Consider the following 18,545-nt stretch of genomic DNA (forward strand, 5'->3'; position numbering starts at 1 on the left):
GCACTACCTAGTCAGTTTTCGATCAGTCGTTCCATTTAGATTTCACAAATTGGTCGATTCGGCGCACCGCTTCTTCTAATAGTTCGATTGAAGTCGCATAGGATAATCGGATTGTTTCTTCCGACCCGAATCCGCTGCCTGGAATGACCGCCACATTCGCTTCTTCCAGCAATGCTTTAGCAAAAGCATCCACATTTTGGAATCCTGTATGTTTCATAGCTTCTGAAACGTCTGGAAGTAAATAGAATGCGCCTTGTGGTTTCACAGTGTGGAAACCTGGAATTGCTTGGATTTGAGGATAGATACGCTCTAAACGGGAGCTGAAACTATTTCTCATCATCTCGACAGCATCCTGGGAACCATTATACGCTTCAATTGCTGCATATTGTGAAGTAGTTACCGGATTGGATGTCGAATGACTTGCAAGGTTCGTCATCGCTTTTACAATTGCCTCATCCCCTGCAATGTATCCGATACGCCATCCTGTCATAGAATGAGATTTTGAAACGCCATTAATGATGAGTGTCCGCTTCTTAGCGTCCTCAGATAGTGTTGCAATTGAAATATGCTTCGTTGTACCATACACAAGTTTTTCGTAGATTTCATCCGAGATGATCCAGATATCCCGAGCTTCACAAACTTCAGCAATCGCCTTTAGCTCTTCTTCCGTGTACACCATTCCAGTAGGATTACCAGGTGAGTTCAGAATGAGCGCTTTTGTTTTAGATGTGATGACTTCTTCAATTTGGTTAGCCGTCACTTTGAACTCCGCTTCAGCAGTTGCCTGAACGACTACGGGTACTCCGCCTGCAAGTTTCACTTGCTCTGGATAACTTACCCAGTACGGAGCTGGAATGATCACTTCATCCATAGGATCCAGAATCGTTTGGAACAATGTATACAACACATGTTTTGCCCCAATCCCGATCATGATCTCAGTGCGTGTATACGTTAAGCCTTGGTCTCTTTCCAACTTCCCGATGACTGCATCCTTCAAAGCGGGGAGACCGCCAGATGGCGTATACTTTGTCTTGCCTTCTTTCATGGATCGCCATGCCGCATCCAGTATCGGTTCAGGTGTATTGTAGTCCGGTTCTCCTGCTCCAAGACCAATCACATCGATACCGGATTCTTTCATTTCCTTCGCTTTAGCTGTAATCGCCAAAGTCGTTGAGGGTGAAAGTGTCGTTACTCTGGATGCTAATTGCTTCGCCAAGTCCATCGCTCCCTTTACCAGTGCGTTCATGCACTTCCTATAAGTTTAAAATCCGCTTTTGCCACTGTCCGTCAGAAAATCCGACATAGACATAATTCAGCTTGTTTGCCTCGTTTTTGAATACGACTTCCCAAACGGCAGCGTTGTCTTCCACTCCCAGTTTAACATGGATGAGTTTACTGACGTTCATTTCTTGTTTGACAGAAGTTAAGGCCTGTTTCGCTGTGATGCCTTTTTCAAGGACAATCACTTTAAAATCCTTGTCCGATTTTGCTTTCTCGTTTACAAAAACGGCTTTTGCAACTCCCTTGTCATCTTTTCCATAGACAACTGTGAGAGAAGTTGTACCGTTATACACTTCGGCACGCTCCGCTTCCGCTAATAAGCCAGAATCCAATACTTGGCTGGTCGCATTCTCTTTAAGGGAAGAGGCGGGTTCATATGCTTTGTAAAAAACAAATGACGTCAACACTAGTGTAAGTGTAAAGAGAAAAATGATGAAAAATTTTATCCAGTTGATCACGATTTCACATCCCACTCTAAATGGGTTTCTATAGACTTAAACGGGCAAGCTTAATCACCATCATATAAGTCCGATACACTCATTTATTATAGCAATTATTCAGTTCGTCTACCATACGTGCAAGTGACACTTTTTTCACAGGAACATCGGGAAGTGCCTCCAAAAATTTCTTCCCATACGATTTCGTTTCAATCCGTCGGTCCAGGATGATGAAAAACCCAGTATCCGTGGATGAACGGATGAGTCTTCCAAAACCTTGACGCAGTCGTAGAATTGCTTCAGGCAACGCATACGCAGTAAAAGCATTTTTACCCGACTGATTCAGCTGCGCGGTTTTCGCTTTAAATACAGGTTCAGAAGGAGAAGAGAACGGTAAACGCACTATGATGATAGCGGATAATGAGTTTCCGGGGACATCCACCCCTTCCCAGAAGCTATTCGTACCGAACAAGACCGCTTTTTCATATTGACGGAATGATTTTAACAATCGATACTTGCTGCCCGAGCTAATTCCTTGAGCGATGAGTGCATAGTCTTCCAACAACCCGCTGTCTGAAATGAGTTCATGTGTTTGATTGAGCATGTCTTGTGATGTAAAGAGAACAAATAGCCTTCCTTCAGTTACCATCACTGTTTGGACGATAGCTTCTGCGACTTCTTCCACGTATTCTTGCTGGGCGACTTGTTGGATATTCGGCATATCATCAATAAGGAAGATCTGGGCACCCGTATAGAAGTGCTCAGGAGCAAGCAACTTCAAAACGGGGACTTCTTCAGCGACCCCTAATTGACGCGCCACAAAGCGCTCATCACTTTTCACAGATAACGTTCCTGACGTCCAGATCACACCCTTTTCTTTCACGAAAAGTGATTTCAACGCTTTTCGGATCACGGGTGCGCTGTCAATCGGACTTTTAATAACTGTGAGACTTCCAGGGATACTTCTTTGGTCTTGCTCGATCCAAACGGTTCCGTCCGATTCCTTATCCAGGAATAATTCGACCCATTCTCCGATTTTCACACGAAGTTCATCTATCCAGTAGTGCCATTCTGCAAGAATCGCTTGTTCTTTGTCAGAAAGACTCTCCACTTCCAGATCCAACTGTTTGACATATGAGGCAGCTTTCCCGATGAAATCATTCATCGACTGGAACACAGTTTCAAATACACTCCGTTCCGCCTTCATGTCCTCCAAAGCGACATGGAGCCGGCTCCCTTTCACATGTCCTCTTTTGACAGATTCAGATCCCGTTAGCTCATGGATCGCAACATCAAAGGAAGCAGAGAATTTTTCATAGGCAGTCAGAAGGTTCGAGCGCTCCCGTGAACGATGTAACCTCTTCCGAACAAGTATCTCTTCGATACGTCGGCTAACTTGGCCATCCGCCTCAGAACTGATTTGCCCCATTACATATTTCCAATTTGTATAAGAGAAAATAATTTCATTTGTTTTATAAGCAGCGTGAATAAACTGATGGGCTTCATCGACTACTAGGCCGCAAGATTCCTCGATAATTTGTTCTTTACTCGGCCCGTCACTCAGAAGTAGTGCATGGTTCGTGATGATAATATCTGCATGACGGCAATTTTCCAATGCGACTTGATGATAATCCACACCGAGTTCATCTTCCGCCAGAACCGAAGAACTTTTACGTATCCGATCGATATACAGCATGCCGCCACCTGAAAGATTGAGCTCATTGACATCTCCGGTCCTCGTTTCCGTGAGCCAGACCAAAAGTTGCATTTCGGTGAATATGTTGTCATAACTCGATTCACCACTCAATAACAGTTCGGCAAACTTTGCCAGCGAGATATAGTTGGAACGGCCCTTTAACACAGTCGCTTGAACCGGTACAGATAATGCTTTGGAGACGACGTCGATTTCCTCTGCCATGATTTTGTCCGCCAAATGATTTGTATACGTACTTACAATGACGGCTTGTTGTGTCTCTATTGCACGAATGGCTGCAGGCAGCAGATAAGATACTGTCTTACCTATTCCTGTCGGGACCTCAACCATGCTTTCGATTCCTGTACGTAAGGAATTCCAAGCGGCATCCATGAATTGCAGTTGCGCACTTCTGGATTCGTAGGACGGATACGCTTGGATAAGTAACTGGTCTTTTTCGTCTTGACTTGTTGGATAGACAAGTTTCCTCGATTCCAGGTTATGAATGATCCCTGTCTGACGAAAAGGAATACCGCGAAACTGAGAGAGATTCGAGGAAGGCGTTTTTTTACGCGCTTCCACTAACGCTAGATAGAAAATCACCGACAAATCAGTTTTCAGATAAAAAGAACGCTTATGTAAGCGTGAAAGAGTTTGTTCGGGAAGATGTTTCACTTTTTCAATACATTTCAGCAGTAATTCCGCTGTTGCCTTTGCGTCATCATCAGCTCGGTGGGCAGCGGACAAGTCGATACCCAGTTCTTCTGTCAATTCCTTCAGTCGATAACTTACTGCAGAAGGAAACATGATTTTCGAGAATTCCACTGTATCGATCTGTTTTCCTTGCCACTGGGGAATTCCGCAACGTTTAAATTCCTTTTGCAGAAATGTTAAATCGAAATTCGTATTATGTGCAGCAAAAATCCAACCTTCTAATAAGTCTCTCACTTCATGCGCGATTTCTTCAAATAGCGGTGCATTCTGCACTTCAGTGTTGGTAATGTCCGTTAGTTCTTGTATAAAAACAGGGATTTTTTGACCGGGATTGACAAAGCGGACATACTCATTTGTGAGGATGCCGTCTTCAATGAACATGATGGCAATCTGAATAATCCGGTCGCCTTTTTCAGGGGAATGACCGGTCGTCTCCAAATCGACTACTGCAAATTTTAGATTTTCCATGGATTCATCAACTTCCTGTATCGGTTTCCTACTGCAGATTGTACCATATATTCAGTGAAGGCTCTAAAAGAAGGGTGTAAACCAGGACAAAAACAAAAAAGCCATCCTGAAAGTCAGTAGTTGCTGATTTTCAGGATGACCATTTATAGCTATTTAAAAATGGATCGTGCGGTTCTCGTTATCCTATCGAGATTTCATACTACCTTTTGGATAGGGTTTATCAAACCGTGACACCTTGGGACTCTTTGAAGTGTTGTACAATTTTATTGTGTTCATCCATAAGTAAGACGGTTGGAGCATGCTGAAGTGCCTCTTGGTCCGACATTAGAGCATAGGCAAGTATAATGACGATGTCTCCCGGTTGGACGAGTCTGGCAGCGGCACCGTTGACACAGATTACACCGCTGCCACGCTTTCCTGGAATGGTATACGTTTCGAAACGTTCTCCGTTATTATTATTAACAATCTGCACTTTTTCGTTGACGAGTATATTAGCTGCTTCCAGCAAGTCTTCGTCGATAGTGATGCTTCCTACATAATTCAAATTGGCTTCTGTGACTGTGGCGCGATGTAATTTACTTGTGAGCATTGTACGGAACATGATGTCAGCCTTCCCTCTTAAAAATGATATTATCGATTAAACGGGCTTTTGAAAATTGGACAGCGCACGCAACGATCAGATCTTGCGATATCTCGTTCGGTAACTCCAATTGCGGATACGTTAGTATGGATACGTAGTCAACGGCACCCGAGGTCTTTTTCCTAAGTGTCTCTTCGACAAATTGCGTGACCACTTCAATGGCGATCCCTTCACGGACTAAAACTTCCGCCTGTTGTAATGCTTCGTATATAGCTGGTGCTTCGTTCCGTTCTTCGTCGGAAAGATTCACGTTTCTCGAGCTCTTTGCCAATCCGTCCAGCTCGCGAACTGTCGGCACACGAACAATGGCAGCCGGACAGTTGTAGTCCTGGAAAAACGTTTCAATAATCGCAAGTTGTTGCGCATCTTTCATGCCAAAGTACACCGTGTCCGGCTGAACGATATTCACGAGTTTTAATACAACTTTCAATACACCATCAAAGTGACCGGGTCGAGATGCTCCGCATAATCGATCTGCTAGAGGGCCGGGCACAATACGAATGCCGCCGTCAGTCGGATACATTTCCTCTGCCTCGGGACAAAAAACAATATCGGCACCCGCTTGTGAGACGAGTCTTACATCCGCATCCAAATTCCGCGGGTACGCTTCAAAGTCCTCCCCTGGTCCGAATTGAGTAGGATTGACAAATATGCTGACAGCCACGCAGTCATTGTTTTTTTTCGCTTCTTTAATCAATGCAGCATGACCTTCATGTAGGAATCCCATCGTTGGAACAAAACCGATTGTCTGTTGCGATGTTTTCATTGCCTGTTGCCATTCAATCATTTTTGAAATGGAAGTGGTGCATTGCATAGGAGTTGTTTCAGTCATTGGCTACCACCTCCATACAAGTTCATCAATTCTTCTTCCTTCATCGTAAAATGATGCTGTTTGCCGGGAAATGTCCCTGTTCGCACTGCATTTGTATAGGATCTTATCCCATCTTGAATAACTGCCCCAGCATCGCTGAAGCTTTCTGCGAATTTCGGCAGTCGATGATCCCCATATTTTACGAGATCGTGGAAAACAAGTACTTGACCGTCTGCTTCCGCCCCTGCACCGATCCCGATAACCGGAATACTGACCGCTGCGGCTAGTTGTGCTGTCAACTGGTGAGGGATGCACTCGACAACAATCATGCATGCTCCTGCTTGTTCGCACAATTTCGCATCATCCAGCAGCTTGCGTGCAGCATCAGCTGTCTTTCCTTGTACTTTATAACCTCCAATAACAGATGCCGATTGAGGGAGTAATCCTAGATGAGCAACTACAGGGATCCCCGTGCTCGTTAAAAGTTGAATGGTATCCAATACTTCATCGGCTCCTTCGACTTTCAGCGCATCGGCACCTGTTTCCTGAAAGACTCGGATCGCTTCGGTCAGGATCCGGTCTTGTGAACCTCTGAATGTCCCAAACGGAAGATCGACGACTAGAAACGTATCTCTCGCCCCGCGTCTAACTGCTTTTCCATGATGGATCATGTCTTCGGAGGTCACATATACGGTTGATGGATATCCGAGAACGACCATTCCAAGAGAATCCCCTACTAGTAAAAGATCGACGTCCGACTTTTCAGCAAAAGCAGCTGTCGGGTAATCATAAGCGGTCATCATCACAATTTTACTGCCTTCAGTTTTCATCCGTTTCAATTCGGTAATTGTTTTCATTGTTCTTCTCCTCTCCTATTCAGGAGAAAACCAAAACATAAAAACCCTTCCAGTCATAAAAAAGACAGAAGGGTTGTGTAGGTTATCGTCATAGGTTTCCTCCGTCCCTGTCAATGTGATCAAGGCAGAATTATTCAATTAGTATCCAAGAACATATCTTACAGGTGCGATTCACAAAGATATCGCCCACTCATTCACTATACCATTCAACATAGTGAATTGCCAAATTGTTTTTCATTGTTCAGATAATGTGTATATCCGCTGAATAGATTCCACGTACCGTTCCATCGTCCAACACTACTTCAAGACGTCCGTCTTCCGAGATACCTCTCGCAGTCGCTTCATAGGTATCTTGGAGAGTCGATATACGAACACGTTTGCCGATGGAATCCGCATAACTCTCCCACAGGAGCTTAATAGGCGTGAACCCTTTATCCACATATAACGCAACATATAATTCCAAGTAATCCAAGACTTTAGCTGTCAACTTAGCACGGTTAACCGGTTGACCTTCTTCGATACTGAGGGATGTGGCAATTGCACGTATCTCTTCAGGGAAATCTTGTGACTGCTGATTGACGTTCATGCCGATTCCTAAGATGATTGCTTTGACACGATCGGGATCAGCTTGCAGCTCAGTCAGAATCCCTGTCAGTTTACGACCGCCCGCCAAAATGTCATTCGGCCATTTTATAGTGGGAGTGACTTCTGTCAGCTCCTCGATAGCCCGTACAATAGCGACTGCAGCAACAAGTGTCATTTGGGGGGCTTGCTGCGGAGTCAGTTCCGGTCGTGTAATGACACTCATCCAAATCCCTTTGCCTGCAGCCGAAGACCAAGGACGTGACAATCTGCCTTTGCCTGCCGTCTGCTCATCAGCAATTATGACCATCCCATCCGGAGCTCCATTTTGAGCTTCTTCGTGTGCAAGCATCTGTGTCGAAGGGCACGATTCAATATGACGAATGGTCCGTCCATACTGTTTCGTCTGTAAAAACTGTTGGACAGCAGCAGGAAGTATAGTATCTGGTGAGTCGATCAGATAATACCCTCTTTTACGGATCGAGCCGATTTCATATCCTTCACTCTCAAGTTCTTTCACATATTTCCAGATAGCTGTGCGGGACACACCATACTCCTCCGCCAGTTGCTGACCTGACACCGGATGATCTTTTCCTGCAGACATCCGTTTCAGTAACTCACTCTTTACATTCGTATTCATGTAAAAACCATTCCTTTATCGCATAGTGTTCGTTCGGGATAACTCGATATAGGACCGCGTGTTCAATAGCTTGGATCGCCTCTCCAAGCCATCTCCCCCCTCTTCTTCCAGACCACTCCATTAACTCTTTCCCTTTTACAGCTAACTCTTGCTTTGAACGGATAGGCAGCAAGTCCATCGCCTTTCTGATCTCGTGTTCATCAATCGGTTGTTGGGTGGTCAATGAACCTAGCAGTTTTTCTACAGTCACCAATGTTGAACACTCCGCATTGTAATAATCCTCGATTGTATAAGACCTTAGCTGTCTGATTGTATAGAATTTCTGTACCGACTGTAGAAACAATCGTTCCTTGTTTGACAATTTATATGCACTTACCACTTCAGATGCATCGAAGTGTCCTGCAATCATCAACGACGCCCATCCGTCAAGTGAGCTTCGGAAAGGACTGCATTGAAACCATTCATCTTGCTGAGCTGGATATAAAGGAAGCCCCTCTGACAACTTGGTTTCAGCAATCAACTCCAAAGCACCGTAAGCAAATGCACCTTGAAACAGTTTATCGAACTCCGTTTTAATACGCTCTACAGAAAGGGTTTGAATGGTAGTATGCAATTCTGTAATCGATGCTTTTGTCGAGGAATCCAAATCAAAGCCTAGAACAGACACAAATCGCACAGCCCGGATCATCCGAAGTGCATCTTCACTAAAGCGTTCACTCGCATTCCCGACTGCCCGGATGGTTTTCTTCGATAGATCTTCTCTGCCGTGGAATGGATCGACTACTTCACCATCTATGCGAAGTGCAAGGGCATTGATGGTGAAATCACGCCTTTTAAGATCCTCTTCCAGTGATGTGACAAATTGGACCTCATCCGGCCGACGATTATCAGAATATGTCCCTTCAGTCCGATAGGTGGTCACTTCAATCGGCTCCCCTGATTCAATGACCAGTACCGTGCCGTGCTCTGTTCCAAGATCAATTGTATTCTTGAAAACGGATTTCACCTGTTCAGGCGTGGCCGAAGTGGCAATGTCGATATCCTTAGGCTCTTTACCAAGCAGAGCATCACGCACAGCTCCCCCCACAAAAACCGCTTCGTAGCCTGCATCGTTCAGAAGTGCAATAACTTTACGGCTTTGACTAGTTCCAAACATATTAGCATTCCTTCTTTTGCAAGTCATAATAAAGCTTTTCATATTGAGCAACAATTGTGTCCGAGGCGAATTTCCCTTTCACGCTTTCCATCGCCTGCTCTTTCATCTTTTGATGCAAGACACTGTCACTTAATATACGAAGCGTTTTCTCTGCAATCGCATCCGGGTCACCGATCGGCACAATATGTCCATTCATGCCTTCTTCAATCACTTCAGGGATACCTCCGGCGGTTGTACCGACTGCTGGTACCCCGCATGCGAATGCTTCTAATAACACAAGACCGAATGCTTCTTTTTCTGAAGGGAGTACCATGACATCACTGAACGATAGAAGTTCCGGCAAGTCGTCACGTCTGCCAGTGAATAACACATGATCAGTAACTCCCAGCATGTCCACCAACCTTCTGATTCTAGGCATTTCAGGTCCCTCTCCTACTAAAAGAAGTTTGGCCGGAAGTTTTTCTGTAACCTGTGCAAAAGCCCGGATCAGATCAGGAATTCTCTTGACACTTCTGAAATTTGAAATGTGGATGATTACTTTTTCGTCTTGCTGAATACCTAAATCGCCGCGTAACGTTCCCGATTCCACAGGGTGATACTTTTCTTCATCAATGAAATTGTAAATTGTTAAAATGTCTTTAGCAGGTTCAATCAGCTCGATGGTTTCTTTCCGAAGCGATTCAGAAACTGCAGTCGTAATATCCGATTTGTCAATGCCGTACTTGACTGTGTTGCGCAGTGCCGGATCGTGTCCTAGAATGGTCACGTCTGTTCCGTGCAGCGTCGTGATGATCCCGATGTCCGATTGGATCATGTCTTTCGCCAATACGGCTGAGACCGCATGCGGCACGGCATAATGAACGTGGAGCAGATCTAATTGCTGTTCCTCCACGACTTGTCCGATGCGGTTCGCAAGTGCGATGTCATACGGAGGATACTTGAATACTGCATACCCATCTATTCTCACTTCATGAAAATGGATATTTTCATGAGGCTCATTGTATCGAAATGGCAAACTAGAGGTAATGAAGTGAATTTCATGACCTCTTGCTGCCATTTTAATAGCGAGCTCAGTAGCTACTACTCCTGATCCTCCTAAGGATGGATAGCATATGACACCAATTTTCAATCGTTCCATCCCATCATCCCTTACGTTATAAATTTCCTAAATTAGATAAGCTGCTCTAATCCATTGATAAACTGTTCATTTCGTACAGATTCTCGCACCGCAAGAAGAACACCTGGCATGAAACTTTTACGGTCAAACGAATCATGGCGTATGGAGAGCAACTCTCCCTCGCCCCCAAGCAACACTTGCTGATGGGCAAGCAATCCCGGTAAACGGACACTGTGGATTTTCATCCCTTGTACGTCAGCTCCTCTTGCGCCATAGGCATTCACCTGTTCATCCGGATGACCTTGTAAATGGGGTGTTCTTACTTTTGAAATCATATCAGCCGTTTTCACTGCTGTTCCAGAAGGGGCATCCAGCTTCCGGTCATGATGCATTTCAATAATTTCCACATCCCCAAGATAATGAGCAGCTTGCGCGGCAAACTTCATCATCAGGACTGCACCGATTGAAAAGTTCGGGGCCAAAATACAAGACAACCCTTTTTGTTCACTCATCTTTTTCAACTGATCAATCTCTTCCATTGTTAGACCCGATGTCCCGATAACAGGACGTATGCCGAGCGTGATTGCTTTCTGCGCATTTGGGAAAACAGCTTCCGGATCCGTTAGATCCAGAAGCACATCAGGCTGTTCAGTTTCTGCTAGTTCCGCAATAGAAGTATACACCCGGACTCCTTGCGACTGTTCTATAAGCGTCCCATCATTTATGTACCAACCATCGTATTTATAGTCAAGAGCCCCTACAAACTCCATATCAGGTGCTTCAGCGATTGCTACTGCTGCTGTACTCCCCATTCTTCCACGGGCGCCTGCGATTGCGACACGGATTGTCATTCAACTTCCCCCTTTTTCGTCCAACGGTCTGCGTCACGCGTTTTAAACTTATTAAGAACGGTATCCAACGCCTCCGTCAACTCAATCCCTTGAGCGTTCGCAAAACAGATGAGTACAAATAACAGATCACCCGTCTCTTCAGTTAAGGTACTCACGTCTTCAGTACTCTTCTTTTTTTTCATACCATATACGTGCTGGACTTCTCTTGATAGTTCACCAAGTTCTTCTGTCAAACGGGCTATGAGCTCCATTGGTGGAAAATACCCTTCTTTAAAGCTTGAGATGTACGCATCCACCTCTTTTTGCATATTGCTCATCGTCTTCAATTCACTCACACCTTTCTTTACTTATCGTATTCATTCATCTTCCTATTGTCAAAATATATTGGATAGCTGATAATAACACTAGTGCTTTCAGGGGAGTGATGGAATGTTCAATGAAATATTCAAGGATATCAAGGTTAAAAATTTGTTTTTCATCGTCCTCGGTGCTGCGATTTTCAGCTTCGGGCTCGTTCATTTCAATATTCAAAACGAGTTAGCAGAAGGCGGATTCACAGGAATTACGTTGATTCTATTTTTTGCATTCAAGTGGGATCCCGCCATTATGAATTTAGTGCTCAACATTCCTATGTTCGTCATAGGATGGCGTATGCTAGGAAAACGTATATTCACCTATACAGTAGTTGGGACCCTCGCAGTCTCTGTTTTTCTAAAGGTGTTCATGAAGTATCAGATCGATATCCACCTTGAAGGGGACATGTTCCTCGTTTCGTTATTCGCTGGTGTCTTTATCGGTGTGGGGCTAGGAATCATCTTTAGATTCGGAGGGACAACTGGAGGCGTAGACATTATCGCACGTCTCGCACAAATCCATTGGGGATGGAGTATCGGGAAAACGATGTTCATGTTCGATGCCGCGGTTATTCTAGTCTCTTGGTACGTCTACCTCGATCATCGTTCTGTCATGTACACACTTGTTGCGTTGTTTGTCGGTGCTCGTGTGATTGACTTCGTGCAAGAAGGAGCATACGCGGCAAGAGGAGCGTTCATCATTTCGGATCACCAAGATGCCATTGCAACTAAAATCGCACTGGAAATGGATCGCGGTGTGACTGTTTTCAAAGGATACGGCCACTTCACGAAAGCGGATCGCAGTATTTTATACTGTGTTATTGCAAAAAACGAAATCATGAGGATGAAAAACATTATCACCTCTATAGATCCGCATGCTTTTGTCTCCGTTTCAGAAGTGCACGATGTCATGGGAGAAGGCTTTACGTTAGATGAACAAAAACAACCGATTGTCAGATAAAAAACGCCCACCGCTGAAAAAATCAGCGGGGGCATTTTTTAGTCCCGATTCAGGAAAATCGTTACAAGGCGCAGTAATTCAAGTACGGCTACAGCAGCGGCAGCAACATAGGTCATTGCGGCTGCACTTAACACTTTTTTCGCATGGGGTTCTTCTTCGTTTCGAATAATCCCTAGTTCTACAATTTGAGTCATCGCTCTGCTTGAAGCATTGAATTCAACCGGCAGTGTGACGATCTGAAAGACGACTCCAACCGCCATCATTATGATTCCGATACCTAATAAACTGTTCATGCTCGAAAAGATCAGCCCCGCCATGATAAAGAACCAGCTAGCGTTTGAAGTGATCCCTGCTACCGGAGCAAGGCGATGTCTAAAACGCAGGAACGAATACGCTTCTTTGTCTTGGATCGCGTGTCCTACTTCGTGTGCAGCTACAGCAGTCCCTGCGACAGATGCTTCGTGATAGTTCTGACTCGACAGTGCAACAATTTTCGTTACTGGGTTGTAATGATCACTTAAAACCCCTTGTGTTTCAACGACTTTCACATCTTGTAGACCATTGTGATCCAAAATTAGACGAGCGACTTGAGCTCCTGTCATCCCGGAAGTGGAACGCACTTTTGAATACTTGTTATACGTACTTTTAACTTTGAACTGTGCATACAATGGCAACAAAATAATGATGCCTAAATACACTAAGAAATTCAACGGTTTCTCACCCTTTCTCTACTCTCTATTTTAAAGTGCCGGAAAGTGACTCGCAACTTTTAAGATACTTGTTGTGTTTGTACTGTTACAATTTTATGACGGCGCTTCCAATTCCATACCGCAAGCGCGATACACCCGATGGATAACCAAAAAGTGAAATAGCCTATATTGTCGATGAACTTCATGAGGTCACCATAAATAGGCATTTGCCCGAAAACATAATCGATCACGTCATTATGCAACGTCCAAATGACCGCTAACATAATCGAGATAAGCCCGAATTTATAGTTCCTCCAATATAGGACGCCCTGAAGAGCCATGGCACCATGGGAGATGACAAGCATCCATCCTGCCGCACCGATCGAACCGGTTTCGTTCAATGTGAGTAGGTTCATTACTACTGCCCATACACCATATTTTACTAAGGTGATGAACGCAAGTGCTTCGAATAATCTGAAATTAGTATTCAGCAACCATCCAATGATCACAAAACAGAAAAACAGACTAGCTGTTGGGCTATCCGGCACAAATATCCAAAAAATCGGTTCTGTAATTTCCAATTGCCACATATACCAATCGTAGCCGTATACAGTTCCTATAATATTAATGAACAATAATATCCATAAGAAGGATTTATTGAACAACATCATTTTTATCCAAGTTATTGCAAGTTGCAAACCGATCACTCCATGCCCTGCAGAATGCGAATATATGTATAAAAAAGGAGTCAGTTTCCTGACTCCTTTCTTGTTATTCTTTACCTAGGTTCGAGATGAACTCAGCCATAGTCGCCAAGTCTTCATCGGAACCATCCCATTGGTCTGCCGGCATTGTTCCAATACCTTCATGGGCGATTTTTTCAATCTCTTCCGGTGTAAGTCCAGTATCCGTCAGTGGAAGACCCAATCCACCTTGGAACTGATCTCCGTGACACCCGATACAGCTGGAACCTTGGTAGATCTTATACCCCTCAGCTTCTGTATCAAATTCAACTTCTTCAACAATAGCTCCTTGAGCTTTTGCTTTTTCCCAGTCATGGTTCACAACAGATTCCCATGTGAGATAGAAAATAGCCGCAAACGCCAGAAGCATAAAGCCTGTTGGCAAAGGACGCTTCCAAGGGCTGCGTTCTTTTGAAGTATCCATGAAAGGAACGAGCATTAACGCACCAACTGCAAGCCCTGGAACTACAATCGCTCCAATGACGTTGAATGGACCAGAGGCAAATTCATACTTCAGCAACTGGTACATGAAAAGGAAATACCAGTCTGGAAGAGGAATGTAAGTCGTATCCGTCGGATCCGCTTGACGCTCAAGCGGTGATGGATGCGCAAGTGTAATAATCAAATAACCGATTAGGAAGATCGCACCGACCATCCACTCTTTCAAGAGGAAGTTTGGCCAGAAGGCTTCCGTTTTACCCGGATATTCGGAATAGTCTTTAGGTACGTTGGATTTCCGATTCGCCTTAATACGCGAATCACCAACGAATTTCATGCCTTTTCCGTGTTGCATCTTGTTCCCTCCTTAGTGAGAAATCATGGTGAAATCCGGTTTTATAGTGGTCCGGAGATACCCTGTCTTCTGATCATGATAAAGTGAGCTGCAAGCAATCCAAGAAGTGCTGCAGGCAGGAAGAATACGTGAATCGCAAAGAACCGCGTTAGCGTTTGTGCTCCTAGGATTGTTGCATCACCCGCAAGAAGAATCTTAATCCACTCACCAATAAATGGAACAGATGCTGCAATCTCAATTCCTACTTTTGTAGCAAATAGAGCTTTCATATCCCATGGCAATAAGTATCCAGTGAATCCTAGACCTAAGATGACAACGAACAAGAGAACGCCGACAACCCAGTTCAATTCACGTGGCTTCTTATAAGCACCTGTAAAGAATACACGTAATGTATGTAGGAACATCATTACAATTACGAGAGAGGCTCCCCAGTGGTGCATACCACGCACGATTTCTCCGTAAGCAACTTCATTTTGAAGATAATAAACGGATTTCCAAGCATTTTCAATATCCGGAGTGTAATACATAGTTAGGAACATACCAGATAGAATTTGGATTACCGTAACGAAGAAAGTCAATCCTCCGAAACAATAGATGAATGCAGAAAAATGATGTGCGGGGTTTACGTGTTCAGGTACTTCATGATCAGCGATATCGCGCCAAATCGGGGTGATATCAAGCCGTTCATCGACCCAATCATAAATTTTGTTCATCAATTTGATTGTACCCCCTGACTAATTAGACTAATGTGTTCGGCATTGTTTTACCGAGATGGACAAAACCGTCAATAACTTCAACTTCATATTGGTCGAGTGGACCCAATGGTGGAGTTCCAGCAACATTTTTACCATTCTTTTCATAACGGCCTGCATGGCATGGACAGAAATACTGATTAGGATGTGATTCATCGCCCGCCCAGTTCACTGTACAACCTAAATGTTTACACACAGGGGATAATGCGATGATCTTATCACCATCTTTATAAACCCAAGCAGTGTTTGAAACATCTGATTTGTACCAAGCATCTTTACGATCTTTGATCGTATAATCGACACGCACTGGCGTTTCTGTAACATCATCCGCTTTTTGGTCAGTCGGGACATAATCGCCACCATCTGCTGATGCTAATACCGGGTCAATTGCAAAGCGAATCATCGGCATTGCTGCTGCTGAAACCATGAATCCGCCGACACCCATCAATGTGTAGTTAAGGAATTGGCGTCTAGACACTTTGCTGCTCATTCATTTCCCTCCTCTTACTCCAAAGTCAGTCCAACGGACATACTTTTGCTAATTGTTAATACTAGGACATATCTATAATATCCTACCACCACTTGAAATTCAACGTTGCATTTACGCAGGATTCGTGTTTGTGAACAAATAATGAATTTTTCTCAATTAAAATTCACAAATCTTTCTACTGATTTCCTAATTTCTCCATTCCTCCGTCAACTGGGGCAAAAGCTGCTTCAACTGGTCTTCCAATATGGATTGTTTTAACCGATCATCCATATGTTCAATTGGAATAGAAGGGAGCCATAATATTTTCCCTTGGATTTTAATGCTTGTCCAATCGGGGTCTGTCGTAAGATACATGACATGCTTAAAAGAAGATTGAGAGAAGTCTTCCGCTAACACTTCACCTAATTGCTCCAGCCCCATGGAAGGGGTATAGGCAAATGGCGGCGATACCATGATTCTCCCTTTGAATTGCAGTTCAATATAGTCTACTAAGTTCATAAGGAAATCTGTGGAGGATGCGCTCGCTTTCATTCTCTCTTCAATTGTTTCAACCTTAATAAGTGGCACAACCAACGTGTCTATGTATTCTTTTTGCTGCAAGAATAAATTCATATCGGAAGCATTCCAATTCATCGTATCCAACCTTTCGTGGAGAAGAATGACTCCATCCCGAAAGACAGAGTCAACGTTCTTCTAAAATATTTAATTCTTTCAACACAGCGGACAATGCCAGAAACTGTTCTTCATCATTAGCATCCAGGGCTTCATCGACATGTTTCAGGAGTGTTTCTTTGGTCATCGTTGTCATACTTTCCTTCAATAACTGTTGAGCAATTTGGCGATCGCGTTCACTGACTTGCTGATCCAGTGGGAAATACGGATTATCTTCCAGCACGCTCGCATAATGTGGTGAACTATTGCTTTTCAGGAAATTGAGTTGAATGAACATTTTTTCATCCGGATGCAATCGGAGATCATGGAACGATTTTTCTGCGTCGGTTGTCATGAGGCTCCCTTTGTAAAAACGGAATGGCACACCATTCGAGTCCGTTGTAGAAATCACCATCGCCCGTGGACAAAAATGTGCGTCATCTGTAAAATGGACATTCCTCAAAATCTTTTCGTGGCTCAATAAGTAATTCAAAATCCAGACACATTCCCGGCGCTTTAAACGATAGCGCTTTAAAAACCACCTAATGAAATCTTTTTTGGCAGCGACAGGAATCATGGCTTCCATCTTACGCCTCCTCTTCTTCCTGGTCCTCTAGAAATGATGCCCATTCGGGGAGATCCGGTACTAGTACCATCAATTCCTTTACGATGTTCACCGCTTCTGATCGTTTCCCTTCTTCTAGCAAGAACTTAGCGTATCTTTCTAGAAATTCCGGATCTTCCTTCATGCCAGTGTATGCCTGAACGTAAGAATCATATGCCTCCGTGTAATGTTCCAGATTCTCTTCAGCATATGCCTTGAATGCTGCAAGTAAAGGGATTTCCAACTGTTCTTCGGATGTATCTTGAAGAAGTTCAAGAAGATTTTCGTAGTGCTCTTGTTGCTCATACAAAGATGCTAACGAGATACGGGCTTCAACATATTCAGGATCTAAGGCTAGAGCATCTCCCAAAAAGCGTTCTGCTTCTCCCGGCCGCCCAAGCTTCAGAGCTACTTTGCCTGCTGCGAGATGCAGTTCTTTGTCGAATTCGTCCCTTCGTATTCCTTCTGTGAAGAAAGTGAGAGCATTTTCATTTTCCTCCAGCAAAAGACTCGCCTGACCTGCCAGCATGTATGCGGAGAAATAATCAGGATCCATTTCGATCAGCTGATTTAAATGACGCAAAGCTGGTTGGGAGTTTCCACTTTGATATTGGCTATAAGCTGCGCCAAATAGTGTATCCGGAAGTACTTTACCATCCTTCAGCAGTGACTCGTAATAAGGAACCGCTTCTTCATAAGCACCACCGGCACTGTAAGCTTCTGCAATACGCGATTCCAGTGAAGTGCCTCCCACCTCATCCAGTCCACGTTCCCTCAGCTGTAAATAGAGACGGACAGCTTCTGAATATTTACCACTTTCCAGCAGAAGTTCCGCTTTCGCAAAACGGATGACCGGCTCTTCCGGAGCAAGCTCCTCCGCTTCATCAATTTTCGAAAGTGCAACCTCTGCCATTCCGATGGTTTGATAATAATCGGCTAAGAGCAGAAGCGCTTGGAGATATTCCTCTTCTTCTTTAAGGATATCCGTCAGCAGTAACAATGCTTCGTCTTCTCTTCCCAATGCCATCAACGCTTCTGCACGATCGATTTTCAACTGACCAGCATCCGGCATATGTGTGAGTAAAGCATCATATAATTGATCCGCTTGCGGAACGAGGCCGTACTCCATCAAAAGAGTGGCACTGTCATAAATCGCATCGAATTCAATACTTTTTGTAAGTTGCTCAACTGTTTCTTCAACAGCTTGCAGATTGCCATTCATAATCATTTTTTCTAACTGTTGTACCTGCTCCATAGTTTCT

20 protein-coding genes are annotated in these 18,545 nt (G+C 44.1%); 1 reads left to right on the top strand and 19 read right to left on the bottom strand.

Annotated elements, in window-relative coordinates; genetic code table 11:
• Positions 1 to 22: 22 nt before the first annotated feature.
• The 11 genes from H9659_RS01115 to H9659_RS01165 form a co-directional block, all read right to left on the bottom strand.
• Positions 23 to 1,222 carry a pyridoxal phosphate-dependent aminotransferase gene (locus H9659_RS01115; RefSeq protein ID WP_191688510.1) on the bottom strand — a complete coding sequence of 400 codons (1,200 nt, stop codon included), beginning with the start codon at positions 1,220 to 1,222 and terminating at the stop codon, positions 23 to 25.
• 31 nt (positions 1,223 to 1,253) lie between these two features.
• Positions 1,254 to 1,739, bottom strand: a complete 486-nt coding sequence (locus tag H9659_RS01120) for a cell wall elongation regulator TseB-like domain-containing protein (RefSeq protein ID WP_191688078.1) — start codon at positions 1,737 to 1,739, stop codon at positions 1,254 to 1,256.
• A gap of 79 nt (positions 1,740 to 1,818) precedes the next feature.
• Complete coding sequence (gene dinG / locus H9659_RS01125) at positions 1,819 to 4,593, bottom strand: ATP-dependent DNA helicase DinG (protein WP_191688079.1); 2,775 nt, start codon at positions 4,591 to 4,593, stop codon at positions 1,819 to 1,821.
• A gap of 220 nt (positions 4,594 to 4,813) precedes the next feature.
• Positions 4,814 to 5,194, bottom strand: a complete 381-nt coding sequence (gene panD, locus H9659_RS01130; protein WP_191688080.1) for an aspartate 1-decarboxylase — start codon at positions 5,192 to 5,194, stop codon at positions 4,814 to 4,816.
• A gap of 4 nt (positions 5,195 to 5,198) precedes the next feature.
• The gene (gene panC / locus H9659_RS01135) at positions 5,199 to 6,065 is read right to left on the bottom strand and encodes a pantoate--beta-alanine ligase (RefSeq protein WP_225217580.1); all 867 of its coding nucleotides are present in this window, start codon (positions 6,063 to 6,065) and stop codon (positions 5,199 to 5,201) included.
• Positions 6,062 to 6,901, bottom strand: a complete 840-nt coding sequence (gene panB, locus H9659_RS01140) for a 3-methyl-2-oxobutanoate hydroxymethyltransferase (protein ID WP_191688081.1) — start codon at positions 6,899 to 6,901, stop codon at positions 6,062 to 6,064. The genes panC and panB overlap by 4 nt, the downstream gene beginning before the upstream one ends.
• Positions 6,902 to 7,142: 241 nt before the next feature.
• Positions 7,143 to 8,123: a biotin--[acetyl-CoA-carboxylase] ligase gene (locus H9659_RS01145; protein WP_191688082.1), complete on the bottom strand. Its 981-nt coding sequence runs from the start codon at positions 8,121 to 8,123 to the stop codon at positions 7,143 to 7,145.
• Positions 8,101 to 9,279: a CCA tRNA nucleotidyltransferase gene (locus H9659_RS01150; protein ID WP_191688083.1), complete on the bottom strand. Its 1,179-nt coding sequence runs from the start codon at positions 9,277 to 9,279 to the stop codon at positions 8,101 to 8,103. The genes H9659_RS01145 and H9659_RS01150 overlap by 23 nt, the downstream gene beginning before the upstream one ends.
• 1 nt (position 9,280) lies before the next feature.
• Positions 9,281 to 10,417 (bottom strand): N-acetyl-alpha-D-glucosaminyl L-malate synthase BshA, encoded by a 1,137-nt coding sequence (gene bshA / locus H9659_RS01155; protein ID WP_191688084.1) that lies wholly within the window; start codon positions 10,415 to 10,417, stop codon positions 9,281 to 9,283.
• A gap of 32 nt (positions 10,418 to 10,449) precedes the next feature.
• A complete protein-coding gene (gene dapB / locus H9659_RS01160; RefSeq protein ID WP_191688085.1) occupies positions 10,450 to 11,247 on the bottom strand; it encodes a 4-hydroxy-tetrahydrodipicolinate reductase in 798 nt (265 codons plus the stop codon).
• A complete protein-coding gene (locus tag H9659_RS01165) occupies positions 11,244 to 11,564 on the bottom strand; it encodes a nucleotide pyrophosphohydrolase (RefSeq protein WP_191688512.1) in 321 nt (106 codons plus the stop codon). The genes dapB and H9659_RS01165 overlap by 4 nt, the downstream gene beginning before the upstream one ends.
• Before the next feature lie 112 nt (positions 11,565 to 11,676).
• Between H9659_RS01165 and H9659_RS01170 the strand changes: the two genes are divergently transcribed.
• Positions 11,677 to 12,561: a YitT family protein gene (locus H9659_RS01170; RefSeq protein ID WP_225217581.1), complete on the top strand. Its 885-nt coding sequence runs from the start codon at positions 11,677 to 11,679 to the stop codon at positions 12,559 to 12,561.
• A gap of 38 nt (positions 12,562 to 12,599) precedes the next feature.
• On the opposite strand, the gene H9659_RS01175 is transcribed toward H9659_RS01170, so the two are convergent.
• The 8 genes from H9659_RS01175 to H9659_RS01210 all read right to left on the bottom strand — a co-directional run bounded on the left by H9659_RS01175 (position 12,600) and on the right by H9659_RS01210 (position 18,538).
• Entirely contained in the window at positions 12,600 to 13,271 is a 672-nt protein-coding gene (locus H9659_RS01175) for a zinc metallopeptidase (protein WP_191688086.1), read from the bottom strand.
• 59 nt (positions 13,272 to 13,330) lie between these two features.
• Positions 13,331 to 13,948, bottom strand: coding sequence for a DUF1405 domain-containing protein (locus H9659_RS01180; protein ID WP_404828939.1), 618 nt, complete (start codon positions 13,946 to 13,948; stop codon positions 13,331 to 13,333).
• 73 nt (positions 13,949 to 14,021) lie between these two features.
• Positions 14,022 to 14,786 (bottom strand): menaquinol-cytochrome c reductase cytochrome b/c subunit, encoded by a 765-nt coding sequence (locus H9659_RS01185; protein ID WP_191688087.1) that lies wholly within the window; start codon positions 14,784 to 14,786, stop codon positions 14,022 to 14,024.
• A 41-nt stretch (positions 14,787 to 14,827) separates the two neighbouring features.
• On the bottom strand, positions 14,828 to 15,502 hold the full coding sequence (gene qcrB, locus H9659_RS01190; RefSeq protein ID WP_039041767.1) for a menaquinol-cytochrome c reductase cytochrome b subunit: 675 nt from the start codon (positions 15,500 to 15,502) through the stop codon (positions 14,828 to 14,830).
• 22 nt (positions 15,503 to 15,524) lie between these two features.
• On the bottom strand, positions 15,525 to 16,028 hold the full coding sequence (locus H9659_RS01195; protein WP_191688088.1) for a QcrA and Rieske domain-containing protein: 504 nt from the start codon (positions 16,026 to 16,028) through the stop codon (positions 15,525 to 15,527).
• A gap of 186 nt (positions 16,029 to 16,214) precedes the next feature.
• On the bottom strand, positions 16,215 to 16,661 hold the full coding sequence (locus H9659_RS01200; protein WP_191688089.1) for a DUF2487 family protein: 447 nt from the start codon (positions 16,659 to 16,661) through the stop codon (positions 16,215 to 16,217).
• A gap of 49 nt (positions 16,662 to 16,710) precedes the next feature.
• Positions 16,711 to 17,265 (bottom strand): ReoY family proteolytic degradation factor, encoded by a 555-nt coding sequence (locus H9659_RS01205; protein ID WP_191688090.1) that lies wholly within the window; start codon positions 17,263 to 17,265, stop codon positions 16,711 to 16,713.
• Between the two features lies 1 nt (position 17,266).
• On the bottom strand, positions 17,267 to 18,538 hold the full coding sequence (locus tag H9659_RS01210; protein WP_191688091.1) for a tetratricopeptide repeat protein: 1,272 nt from the start codon (positions 18,536 to 18,538) through the stop codon (positions 17,267 to 17,269).
• Positions 18,539 to 18,545: the final 7 nt, after the last annotated feature.

Origin of the sequence: Sporosarcina gallistercoris (genome assembly GCF_014836415.1) — a bacterium.
GTDB classification, from domain to species: Bacteria; Bacillota; Bacilli; order Bacillales_A; family Planococcaceae; genus Sporosarcina; species Sporosarcina gallistercoris.

Excerpts from the sequence above, each read along its gene's own strand:
- H9659_RS01115 (WP_191688510.1), bottom strand. The coding sequence starts at position 1,222 with ATGGACTTGGCGAAGCAATTAGCATCCAGAGTAACGACACTTTCACCC.
- dinG (WP_191688079.1), bottom strand. The coding sequence starts at position 4,593 with ATGGAAAATCTAAAATTTGCAGTAGTCGATTTGGAGACGACCGGTCAT.
- panD (WP_191688080.1), bottom strand. The coding sequence starts at position 5,194 with ATGTTCCGTACAATGCTCACAAGTAAATTACATCGCGCCACAGTCACA.
- panC (WP_225217580.1), bottom strand. The coding sequence starts at position 6,065 with ATGACTGAAACAACTCCTATGCAATGCACCACTTCCATTTCAAAAATG.
- panB (WP_191688081.1), bottom strand. The coding sequence starts at position 6,901 with ATGAAAACAATTACCGAATTGAAACGGATGAAAACTGAAGGCAGTAAA.
- H9659_RS01145 (WP_191688082.1), bottom strand. The coding sequence starts at position 8,123 with ATGAATACGAATGTAAAGAGTGAGTTACTGAAACGGATGTCTGCAGGA.
- H9659_RS01150 (WP_191688083.1), bottom strand. The coding sequence starts at position 9,279 with ATGTTTGGAACTAGTCAAAGCCGTAAAGTTATTGCACTTCTGAACGAT.
- bshA (WP_191688084.1), bottom strand. The coding sequence starts at position 10,417 with ATGGAACGATTGAAAATTGGTGTCATATGCTATCCATCCTTAGGAGGA.
- dapB (WP_191688085.1), bottom strand. The coding sequence starts at position 11,247 with ATGACAATCCGTGTCGCAATCGCAGGCGCCCGTGGAAGAATGGGGAGT.
- H9659_RS01165 (WP_191688512.1), bottom strand. The coding sequence starts at position 11,564 with ATGAGCAATATGCAAAAAGAGGTGGATGCGTACATCTCAAGCTTTAAA.
- H9659_RS01170 (WP_225217581.1), top strand. The coding sequence starts at position 11,677 with ATGTTCAATGAAATATTCAAGGATATCAAGGTTAAAAATTTGTTTTTC.
- H9659_RS01185 (WP_191688087.1), bottom strand. The coding sequence starts at position 14,786 with ATGCAACACGGAAAAGGCATGAAATTCGTTGGTGATTCGCGTATTAAG.
- H9659_RS01195 (WP_191688088.1), bottom strand. The coding sequence starts at position 16,028 with ATGAGCAGCAAAGTGTCTAGACGCCAATTCCTTAACTACACATTGATG.
- H9659_RS01200 (WP_191688089.1), bottom strand. The coding sequence starts at position 16,661 with ATGAATTGGAATGCTTCCGATATGAATTTATTCTTGCAGCAAAAAGAA.
- H9659_RS01205 (WP_191688090.1), bottom strand. The coding sequence starts at position 17,265 with ATGGAAGCCATGATTCCTGTCGCTGCCAAAAAAGATTTCATTAGGTGG.
- H9659_RS01210 (WP_191688091.1), bottom strand. The coding sequence starts at position 18,538 with ATGGAGCAGGTACAACAGTTAGAAAAAATGATTATGAATGGCAATCTG.